General features: G+C 69.9%; 11 protein-coding genes. 1 reads left to right on the top strand and 10 read right to left on the bottom strand.

Going from position 1 to position 10,600, the window contains the following annotated elements; genetic code table 11:
• From AC08OX_RS09950 to rpmH, 10 genes are all read right to left on the bottom strand, one after another.
• A partial coding sequence (locus AC08OX_RS09950) for a ParB/RepB/Spo0J family partition protein (protein WP_476607547.1) occupies positions 1-990 on the bottom strand: 990 nt, incomplete at its 3' end.
• Complete coding sequence (locus tag AC08OX_RS09945) at positions 990-1,904, bottom strand: ParA family protein (protein WP_476607546.1); 915 nt, start codon at positions 1,902-1,904, stop codon at positions 990-992. The genes AC08OX_RS09950 and AC08OX_RS09945, both read right to left, overlap by 1 nt.
• Positions 1,905-1,944: 40 nt before the next feature.
• Complete coding sequence (gene rsmG / locus AC08OX_RS09940) at positions 1,945-2,742, bottom strand: 16S rRNA (guanine(527)-N(7))-methyltransferase RsmG (RefSeq protein WP_476607545.1); 798 nt, start codon at positions 2,740-2,742, stop codon at positions 1,945-1,947.
• A gap of 293 nt (positions 2,743-3,035) precedes the next feature.
• A complete protein-coding gene (locus AC08OX_RS09935) occupies positions 3,036-3,395 on the bottom strand; it encodes a hypothetical protein (RefSeq protein WP_476607544.1) in 360 nt (119 codons plus the stop codon).
• A complete protein-coding gene (locus AC08OX_RS09930; RefSeq protein WP_476607543.1) occupies positions 3,382-4,911 on the bottom strand; it encodes a hypothetical protein in 1,530 nt (509 codons plus the stop codon). The genes AC08OX_RS09935 and AC08OX_RS09930 overlap by 14 nt, the downstream gene beginning before the upstream one ends.
• Before the next feature lie 13 nt (positions 4,912-4,924).
• Positions 4,925-5,479, bottom strand: a complete 555-nt coding sequence (locus tag AC08OX_RS09925) for a Jag family protein (RefSeq protein WP_011438898.1) — start codon at positions 5,477-5,479, stop codon at positions 4,925-4,927.
• A 117-nt stretch (positions 5,480-5,596) separates the two neighbouring features.
• The gene (gene yidC, locus AC08OX_RS09920) at positions 5,597-6,988 is read right to left on the bottom strand and encodes a membrane protein insertase YidC (RefSeq protein ID WP_476607542.1); all 1,392 of its coding nucleotides are present in this window, start codon (positions 6,986-6,988) and stop codon (positions 5,597-5,599) included.
• Positions 6,989-7,000: 12 nt separating this feature from the next.
• Positions 7,001-7,531, bottom strand: a complete 531-nt coding sequence (gene yidD / locus AC08OX_RS09915; RefSeq protein WP_476607541.1) for a membrane protein insertion efficiency factor YidD — start codon at positions 7,529-7,531, stop codon at positions 7,001-7,003.
• Positions 7,528-7,899 carry a ribonuclease P protein component gene (gene rnpA, locus AC08OX_RS09910; RefSeq protein ID WP_041258073.1) on the bottom strand — a complete coding sequence of 124 codons (372 nt, stop codon included), beginning with the start codon at positions 7,897-7,899 and terminating at the stop codon, positions 7,528-7,530. Before rnpA ends, yidD begins: the two co-directional genes overlap by 4 nt.
• A gap of 40 nt (positions 7,900-7,939) precedes the next feature.
• Complete coding sequence (gene rpmH / locus AC08OX_RS09905; RefSeq protein ID WP_011438902.1) at positions 7,940-8,077, bottom strand: 50S ribosomal protein L34; 138 nt, start codon at positions 8,075-8,077, stop codon at positions 7,940-7,942.
• 870 nt (positions 8,078-8,947) lie between these two features.
• On the opposite strand from rpmH, the gene dnaA reads away from it, so the two are divergent.
• A complete protein-coding gene (dnaA, locus tag AC08OX_RS09900) occupies positions 8,948-10,594 on the top strand; it encodes a chromosomal replication initiator protein DnaA (protein WP_476607540.1) in 1,647 nt (548 codons plus the stop codon).
• Positions 10,595-10,600: the final 6 nt, after the last annotated feature.

Below are 10,600 nucleotides of genomic sequence, written 5' to 3'. Positions count from 1 at the left end.
GTCCAACAAGCCGTCGACCGAGGCCGACGGCGACATCACGGTGACGATCCGCTCCAGATCCTCGATCGAGGCGAACTCGACCGTGATCTTCCCTTTACTGCGGCCCATGTCCACCTTCACGCGGGTCTCGAAGCGATCCGAGAGGCGGTCGGCGAGCCTCGCCAGGGCCGGTGAGGCGGCCCCTGGCGCCCGCGACGCCCGCCTACGCGGGGCCTCGTCGTCCAGTGCCACGATCTCCTCGACAGCCCGCACCGAGAGACCTTCCGCGACGATGCGGGTGGCGAGCCGATCCTGGGCGTCCGGATCCTGCAGCGAGAGCAGCGCGCGGGCATGACCCGCCGACAGCACGCCGGCCGCCACCCGCCTTTGTACCGCGGGCGAGAGCCCGAGCAGCCGGATCATGTTGGTGACATGCGACCGGGACCGCCCGAGCCGACTGGCCAGTTCCTCGTGCGTCGCCCCGAAGTCGCGGAGCAGCTGTTCGTACGCCGCAGCCTCCTCCAGCGGGTTGAGCTGCTGGCGGTGGAGATTCTCCAGCAGCGCGTCGCGCAGCATGGCGTCGTCCGCGGTCTCCCGCACGATGGCGGGAATCCGGGGAAGCTCGGCGATCTTCGATGCACGCCACCGGCGTTCACCCATGACGAGCTCGTAGCGCTCGGGGGCCACCTCGCGTACCACGATCGGCTGGAGCAGCCCGACCTCGCGGAGGCTCGCCGCCAGCTCTTCGAGGGCGTCCTCATCGAAGTGAGTCCTGGGCTGGCGCGGGTTCGGGCTGACCGACCCGACGGGGATCTCGCGGAAGGTCGCCCCGTGTACGGGCAGCGGCCCGGTGCCGTCGCCGGAGCCGCGATTCGTCCCCCGGCCGCCGTAGCCACTGGCGTAGTCGGCGTAGTCAGCCGAGGCGGTGCCCGCCTGACCGTCGAGGGGAGGGGGAGCAACCGGGATGAGTGCCCCCAGCCCTCGCCCCAGACCACTGCGCCGAGCACTCATCACGCCGCTCCATTCGAGTCCCGACCCCGTTCCGCGAGTTCGCGCGCCGCGGCCAGATAGGACAGCGAGCCGCGCGACGTCGGATCGTACGTCAGCGCGGACTGCCCATAGCTCGGCGCCTCCGCCAGACGCACGTTCCGGGGGATGGTAGTGGACAGCACCCGGTCCCCGAAGTGTTCCTTGACCTCATGGACGACCTGGTCGGCCAGTCTGGTCCGGGAGTCATACATCGTGAGCAGGATGGTCGACAGACGCAGCTCCTGGTTCAGGTGCGCCTGCACCAGTTCCACGTTGCGCAGCAACATGCCGAGGCCCTCCAGCGCGTAGTACTCGCACTGGATCGGGATGAGCAGCTCACGGGCGGCCACGAGGGCATTGACGGTCAGCAGCCCGAGAGAGGGCGGGCAGTCGATGAAAACATAGTCGACGTCCCGTTGCATGCTCGCGATGGCCCGCCGCAGCCGATTCTCCCGCGCCACCAGCGACACCAGCTCGATCTCCGCGCCGGCAAGATCGATCGTTGCGGGCGCGCAGAACAGCCCCGACGCCTCGGCGGACTTCACGATGACCTCGTCGAGGGGTCGATCCCCCACCAGAACCTCGTAGATCGAGGGGACCCCGGAGTGATGGTTGACGCCGAGCGCCGTCGAGGCATTGCCCTGCGGGTCAAGATCGATCACCAGGACCCGGGAGCCATGAGATGCCAGCGCCGCCGCCAGGTTGACCGTCGTCGTCGTCTTCCCCACACCGCCCTTCTGGTTGGCGACCGAGATGATGCGCCGCCGGGTGGGGCGAGAGAATGGTTGTCGTCGTTCTACCGCCAGTGCTTCCACTGCTGCTGCCGCCGCCGCTCCGATCGGGGTCGAGGGATCGAGCAGGTCCAGTGCGGAGAGCGCGGAGTCATAGCCCCGCAAGCCCCCGCCCCTGGTCCCACCCTGGCCCGCCGACGCTGTTTCACGTGGAACGAGACTGTCCACGTGTCGGCTGGTCACGACCGACCTCCCGTGATCGGAGTGAATCCCGTGACGTCCGTCTGACCTGTCTGCCATCGTGCCGCTCACCGTCGCCGCGCCCTCCCCTGCCCTCGGCCCGGGTGCGCTGGGATGAACGTACGGCCCGGAGGACACGGGCGGGTTCCTCCACCCGCCCCTCCCCGCACCTCACGACATCCACGGGATGCCAACCCTGAGTTCCGAGACCGCTGCGCGCGTCCTGCAGTTCCTCCAGGATCCGTGAACCGCGCATCGCCAGCATGACACCACCTGGTCGTAGCATCGGAAAGAGGATTGCGCCCAGCCGCTCCAGGGGAGCGACCGCGCGGGCTACGGCTATCCCGAATCTACGACCGTCCGGGCCGATTCCGGCATCTGGCGCGCGGCCACGTACCACAGAAATCTGGTCCTCCAGACCTATGGTCGCCACAACCTCGTGCAGGAATCGGCACCGGCGTTCCATCGGCTCGAGCAGCACCACCCGCAGATCCGGGCGGGCGAGCGCCAGCGGGATACCCGGCAGCCCCGCGCCGCTGCCGACGTCCACGACATCGGCCTGCACCGGGACCACGTCGGCCAGGACCGCGCAGTTGAGTACGTGGCGGTCCCAGAGCCGCTCAGTCTCACGCGGACCGATCAGCCCACGTTCGACCCCGTCGGTCGCCAGCAGCTCGACGTAGCGCGCCGCGGATCCGGTCCGCGTGCCGAAAATCTCCACCGCGACGGGGGGCACCTCGGGGGCATCCGGGAGACCCGTCATGGCCGGATGCCCCGCCGTGCCGTGCGACCAGCCCGCGCCGGCCGGGCCGCCTGCGTCACCTCGACCGGCCACAGCATCGAGCCGAGCCGGGTTGGGACCGTGGGCATCGCCAGGTGACCGCCGGCAGCGGGTGGGTGGAAGACCGGATCCGTGGACCCGGCTGGACAGGACCAGAAGGCTGGGCAGGACGAGGAAGTCAGAAGAGCGCGCACCCGACAAGCATCCCCGCCGACCTCGGCATGCTCCCGCCGCCACCCCCGCGGTAGGCACGGTTCCGGCCCTGGGGACGGATCTCAGGTCGTCCGGTAGGACACCACGGTCCGCTGCGGCCGATCGAGTCGCGGGGCGGCGCCGGCGCAGCGATCGAAGACGGTCAGCGTTCCGGTGAGGGAGAACTGCCAGCCACGGCCGGCGCACCACCCCGCCCGGGGCAGCGCGGCCAGGTCGGGCGCGAGAGCCGGCCGCTCCGCGTCGAAGACGAAGACGAGCAGCCGGGTCGGCGGGACCCGGCGGTTCGCCAGCTCGCCGACCAGGGAGACACCCGCAGCGCCGAAGAAGATCGTGTCCTGCCGTGGTACCCGGGCCGGTACCCGCCCGGCGCCGGCACTGGGGAGAGCTGCCGGCTCACGCGCCGGGTCGTCACTCGCCTCCATCGCGTACAGCCAGCCAGGCCGGGCGAGGCGGCCCCCGACCATCACCAGGTCTCCCGGGCGGTGCAGCTGCCGGGCCGCGATGGCCGCGTCGACCATCCGATCGAGGCCACGAGTCCGGTGCCGATGATCCCAGAGCTGCCCGCTTCCCGACAGCGAGGTTCCCAGGAGGGGGACCCCAAGCAAGATGATCATTGCGAGGCCGGCCAACGGCAGCACGGCGGTCGGAGAAATCGTGTCCGCGCTGGCGCTCGACGTAGGCGAGACACCGGAAACATCCAATCGTGACCGCTCGGTGACGGTCCCTCCGGTAGGGAGGGGTCGGGGTCGCGGCCATCGGTGCCGGTACGGCCGGCTGAGGCCCAGCGGCGGGGATACGAGGTCGCACCGCAGCCACGAACAGGGCCACCAGCCGCCGGGTTCCCACCACGATCACAACGACGATCAGTGGCACGACGAAGAGGTTGGTCCGGGTCGGCCCGAACGGCCAGTACCGCGCGGCGCTCGCTCCCAGCATCAGCACCTGGGCTCCGCCGAGCGCAGTGAGGAGCAGCCTGCCGTCCGGTCGTTGCGCCAGCACGAGGACGCCGGTCAGGCCGGCGATCGACACCGCCACGGCGAGCAGCACCGAGACAACCGGTCCCCCGGGCACCGTCGCATGGATGAGGCTCGGGTCGAACCGGTCGATGCCGGGCGGCATACCGGTGATGAAGGCTCGCATCTGATCGACGATGAAGCGTACGGCCTCGACCGGCCCACGACCGGCAATGAACTGGCGATCCCAGTAGTCGCCGCGACGCTGACTGGACTGGTGCCCGATGAAGAACACGGTATGCGCCACGCTGATGGCGACCGCGGGCAGGCATTCCACCAGTCGCCAGCGCCGCGCCGGACCGCGCCATACCTCCGCGGTCGCCAACGGCAGCACCAGAAAGATCCCGGGCACGGCGGTCAAGGCCAACAGGCCCGCCGCGGTGCGTCGCAGGAGCCGGGCACGGGAGAACCCGCCGGTGACAGGTGCAGGCCACGGGGACAGCGAGGACCGCGGAGATGATCCGGTCGACCAGGCGAGGACGATGCAGACGGCGGCCAGCGCCTCGACGGAATACGGCTTGAGTTGGGTCGCGAGATCCAAGAAGGTCACGTTCAGGCACAGCCAGCACGTGGCGAACACCGCTGCGACCAGGCCGGTGAAACGGCGGGTGAGCAGGACGATCGCGGCACCGAGCAAGGGCACGGCGAGATACCCGGGAAGCCGGAGCGACCAGCTGTGCCAGCCGAGGACCTCGCCGGCCACCCGGGTCAGGCCGAACCAACCCAGCGCCGAGGGGGTGTTGGCGACGGTCAGCTCCGGCCAGAACGAGGACGCCGGTTCGCTGACGAAGCGGGCACGCCAGATCTCGTCGTACCAGAAGGGTCTGGTCAGATAGGCATGCAGAACGCCGAGCACGGCCGCCAAGCCGACACCCACGGCGGCGGCCAGCACGGGGGAACGCGTCGGCCGGCGCCGACCCGCCATCGGTCGGCGCCGGTCAGCCGAGAAGGATGACTACCCGGCGGCCGGGTTCCTCGCCCTCGGACTCGCTGTGCACGCCGTCGATCCCGGCGACGGTGTCGTGCACCACCTTGCGCTCGAACGGCGTCATGGGAGCCAGCTTCTCCGGCTCACCGCGCGTGATGGCGCGCGACGCCGCGGCGATCGCGATCTTGCGTAGCTCGACCCGCCGCCGGGCGCGATGGCCGCCGACGTCGAGCATGAGACGGCTGCGGGTGCCCGTCTTCTGGAGCACCGCAAGCCTGGTCAGTTCCTGCAACGCCTCCAGCGTCTCGCCGCCCGCCCCGATGAGCTTGTCCAGCCCCTCGCCCACCACGGCGACGACGGCGCGGCCGCTCTCGACGTCGAGGTCGAGGTCACCGTCCATGTCGACGATGTCGAGCAGACCCTCGATGTAGTCGGCTGCGATCTCGCCTTCCAACTCGAGATCGGACAGACGCCGATCCTCCGTGCCGGCGGTCTCGTCCGAGGAAGCGTGCTCATCGGAGGCTCCGGCTCCATCCACAGCCAGTTCAGGTGCCGAACCGGTCATCAGCGACTCTCCAGGGGAACGGGGGCGGCGGAGCAGAGATTACGGGATGCCGCCACACGATGACGAAATCGGGTCGGCAGCCTGCCTGCCGGTCGGTCGGGAACGGCGTCTCCCGGATCAACGCCGCCCACCGGGCCGCTTGCCCTTGCCGCGCCGTTTCGCGGGTCGGGAGCCGCCGATCTGGCGCCGCACTCCGGCGGGTACGGGTGCCGGCCGGGGCGTGCTCTCCCCGTCGGAGGGCGCCGTCGGCCCGCTCGCAGCGCTCTGCCCGGCATTCTTGCCCGGGGCGTTCCTGCGGCCCGCCGCGCTGGTCTTCGCCCCCGCGCTGCGCCCCGTGGATGCGGCCGTGGTAGCGGCGACGCCGTTGTCCGAGACGCCACCGCCCGAGACGCCGTTGGCACCGGGACCGCCCGGCGCCCCCGCCTTACCGCTCTTCGGAGTCACCGCCTCCTTCGGGGTCGTCCCAGCTTTCGGGGTCACCGTGGTACGGCTCGCGGTCGAGGTGCCGTTACGGGACCGGGTGCCGGGGGGAGCCGTCGAGGACGTCCGACCGGCCGCCGCGGCACCGGAATCGCCGCCCTTGGTCGGGGTCACCGAGGCGGACCGGGAGCGGTTCTTCGACTTCGCCCCGGCTCGGACACCGGGAGCCGGCCGAGCGGGGGTGACGGCACCGTCGGCAGCCGGACGGGCACCGGGCAGCCGGCCGTTCGCATCCGCGGGCTTGACCGGCGGCATCTTCTTCATGATGAAGAACTGCTGGCCCATGCTCCACAGGTTGGTGGTGAGCCAGTACAGCAGCACGGCGATCGGGAAACGGAAACCAAAGAAGGCGAGCATCAGCGGGGAGCCATAGAGCAGCGCCTTCTGCACCATCGCCTGCTGCGGGTCGACCGGCCCGGTGCGGGCCATGATCTGGCGCTGCGTGAGGAAGGTCGTAAGACCCATCAGCACGATCAGGACGATCGCGAGAATCCTGACGTGCGTGCTGTCGACGCCGAGGAAGTGCGAGAAATCGCCATCGGAGGTGAACTTGCTCGCCAGCGAGATGCCGAACACCTTGGCCGAGGCGATCTGCTCCACCTGGTCCGCGGAGAGCCCGACCCGGGGACGCCAGACCAGCGAGTGGTTCGGACCCTCGTTCATCGGCGCCAGGTGGGTGAACACGTGGAACAGCGAGATGAACAGCGGGATCTGGAGGAAGATCGGGAGGCAGCCGAGAAGCGGGTTTCCGTGCTCCCGCTGCAGCGCCATCATCTCCTGCTGCATGCGGGGTTTGTCGTGCCCATGCTTCTCCCGGATCTCCTTGATCCGGGGCTGCATCATCTGCATCGTCCGCTGCGACTTCACCTGCTTGACGAACAGCGGGAAGATCAGAATACGGACGCAGACGACCAGCAGGACGACCGAAAAGGCCCAGGAGAAGAAACTGTCAGCACCAAAGATCGGCGCAAATCCCCGGTGAAAGAAGACAATCGCGTTCGCCGCGAGGTGGTATAGGGGATCCAACAACGGTCTGACTCCTCACACCCACGGTCCACGACCGGAACCGACGATCTCGGCCCGCATCCCCTGACTGGGAGACGGGGGACCATGCCTGTGGACGGACGGTACGGCGACGGCCGGATCGCCCGCGCTCCGACCGTCGAGAGGCCCGCCGGGGTCCGCCGCCGCGCCCCTGGGTCTCCGAACGATTCCCGGACCCGGATCCGTTCCCAGCACGGGGTCGTAGCCGCCTGCCGCGAGCGGTTGGCAGCGCAGCAACCGGGCGAGGGCGAGGACACCGCCACGCACACCCCCGTGGCGCCGCACCGCGGCCAGCGCGTAGGCGCTACAGGATGGCTCGAACCGGCACAGGCCGGCGTTGCGGGCCGACCAGCCGGCTCGGTAGAGCCGCACGAGCCCGGCAAAGGTCCAGGCCAGGGGACCGCGTACCGCGCCGTCGGCGTTGCGGGCGACCCGCGGCAGGCGGCGCCACACCATCCGGGAGGCCAGCAGGAGGTCGACGACGGCCGCCGTGGCCAGCAGCACGACCAGCACCGTCCCGGCGGTCATCGTCCACGCCCATCCGGGCGCCTGGCACCCGCCGGCCGGGCCACCCTGGTGAGCGCGGTGTCCAGCGCACGGCCGAGCTCCGCGGAGCTCGCCGTCGCCGCATCGGGCAGCGCACGCACGACCAGCATCGTCCCTGGCGCGAGCGTGTCCAGCCGAACCCGTACCTGTTCCCGCAACCGGCGCCGCACCCTGTTACGCACGACCGCCTTCCCCACCCGGCGGCCGACCACGAAGCCGGCCCGCGCCGGATCGTCGCTTGTTGTCCACAGACTGTGGACAACAAGCGGACCGGATCGGGTTCGCCGACCCATGGTCCCCACCCGGGCATGTTCGTCCCGGGTTCGGACGCGGGAGCCCTCAGGAAGCATGACCGGCGGGGATACCAGCAGGACCAGCGGGAACCCGCCGTCAGGCGGAGAGCTCGCTGCGGCCCTTACGACGGCGGGCGGACAGGATCGCGCGGCCCGCGCGAGTCCGCATGCGCAGTCGGAACCCGTGCGTGCGGGCCCGCCGACGGTTGTTCGGCTGGAAGGTGCGCTTACTCACGTGAGAACTCCGTCTGCAAGATGGACGCGGGCGGTGATCTTCGCTGCCGAGGGAGAGTGGGCCGCACCACACGGTCCTGACAAGCAGATCCCACGACAAACGAAGCGGTCTAACACCGCGGTTCGGCCTAGCCTACACAGGGCGGTGCCTCGGACGGTCCGGCTGCGAGGGATCGCTGCCGGGCAGGGGGACCTTCGGCGATCCGCCGGCCCCGGGCCCGCCGGCAGCCGCACCACCATCATCCGGTCATCACCCGGTCGCAGCCAGGGCAACCTGGACACGACGGCACCACACCGGAGGTCAAGGTGCGAGCGCACCGCGGCCGCGGCGGGCCGGCATCCGTCCGGCGGCCGTGGAATGCCACACTGCCGTGGCGGGCCCTCGGTGCCGCCGACAATGGGGCAGGGACGCGGCGCGGCCACCGCGGATACGTTCCGGCCCCGGCACGGCGGCTCGGGCCGCGCCTTACGATCCTGGTGGCAACGTCTCACTCGGGGCGGGCACCTGACGGCGTCAGGTATGCCCGCGTTCGGTGAGAACGACCGGCTCGGTGCACCCCGACCTGTGGAAAACGCCTGTGGAGAGGGCGGTCGGCGGAGGGGCCAGGGCAGAGCGGGGGACCTGGAGCGGATTCGAATGACCTCACTAATACAGGTTCATCCCCGGGAACGAGCCGGTTGCGCCACGCCGCATGCCGTGTCGTGTCCATGCACAGGTTGTGGACGACGATGTGGAGAACCATCGCGACGAGGCCCCTCGGTCGCTCGGTGGCCGGGGACCACATCACCAGCCGCATCAGCCGCGGCGCACCTCCAGCACGCGGGGAGCAGCACCACCCGCAAACCGTACCGAACTGCCCGAGGAGCCCCCGTGTCCAACCTCCGCGCCGACTCCGTCGCCGGTCTGCCGTTCGGGGACGAGCCTTCGGGTGACCCGGACCTGGCCGCGGTGTGGAGCCAGGCCGTCGCCGGGGTCGCCGACGGCACGCTGTCCGCCCAGCAGCGTGCCTGGCTGCGGCTGACCCGCCCCCTCGGGCTCGTCCAGGACACGGCTCTGCTGGCCGCGCCGAACGAGTTCACCAAGGATCTCCTCGACTCGCGCCTGCGCCCCTTCTTGTCCACAGCGTTGTCCACAGCCTATGGGCGGGAGATCAGGGTCGCGGTCACCGTCGAACACCTGCCCGATCCGGAACCAATGAGCGGACCGATCCGGATCGTACGGCCGGTGGACGCCAGGGGCGACACCACACCGGGCCAGGGCTCGGGCCCCGCCTCCGGTTCGGCGTTGAACGCGGGTACCGGATCAGGATCAGGATCGACCGGCACCGCCGCAGCCCCGGTGCCGGCACCAGTGCCGCCGGCGCCGGCGGCACTGGTGAACGGCGAACTGCCCTTCCCCGACGCCACCGAGGGAACACCACCGGTACGGGTCAGCGCGGGTCTCGGACGCGATGCGGCGCCGCACGAGACCGAACCGGCCCAGGCCCGGCTGAACCCCCGCTACATTTTCGAGACGTTCGTCATCGGCGACAGCAACCGGTTCCCCCACGCGGCAGCGGTGGCCGTCGCCGAGGCACCCGCGAAGGCCTACAACCCGCTTTTCATCTACGGGGACTCCGGGCTCGGCAAGACTCACCTTCTGCACGCGATCGGTCACTACGCACTCAGGCTCTACCCGAACATGCGGGTGAAGTACGTGAGCTCCGAGGAGTTCACCAACGACTTCATCAACTCGATCCGGGACGACCGCCAGCAGGCGTTCCAGCGGCGCTACCGTGACATCGATGTCCTGCTCGTTGACGACATCCAGTTCCTGGAAAACAAGGAACGGACGCAGGAGGAGTTCTTCCACACCTTCAACGTCCTGCACGACGGCGAGAAGCAGATCGTGATCAGCTCCGACCGCTCGCCCAAGCAACTCTCGGCCCTGGAGGACCGGCTGCGCAGCCGCTTCGAGTGGGGGCTGATGACCGACATCACCCCGCCCGACCTCGAGACGCGCATCGCCATCCTGTCGAAGAAGGCGGCCACGGAGCGCCTGCCGGTACCCCCGGATGTCCTCGAGTACATCGCCACGCACATCGAGCGCAACATCCGTGAGCTGGAGGGGGCGCTGATCCGGGTCGCGGCCTTCGCGAGCCTGAACAAGTCCCACGTCGACCGCACGCTCGCCGAGATCGTGCTGCGTGATCTCATCCCCGATGCCGGCAATCCCGACATCACGGCCGCCGCAATCATGAACGCGACGGCGGCGTACTTCGGCGTCTCGATGGAGGACCTGTGCGGCACCTCACGTAGCCGCGTGCTGGTCACCGCCCGTCAGATCGCGATGTACCTGTGCCGGGAGCTGACCGACCTGTCGCTACCGAAGATCGGCCAGCACTTCGGGGGGCGGGATCATACGACGGTCATGCATGCCGATCGCAAGATCCGCGGGCTGATGGCGGAACGGCGCGCGATCTACAACCAGGTCACCGAACTGACAAACCGCATCCGTCTGCAGGCCCGGCAGGCCTAGCGGGAG

It is taken from the genome of Frankia sp. CoBUL1 (assembly GCF_978021245.1).
Note: the sequence above shows the minus strand (reverse complement) of the source record. Positions and strands in the feature narration are given on the sequence as shown.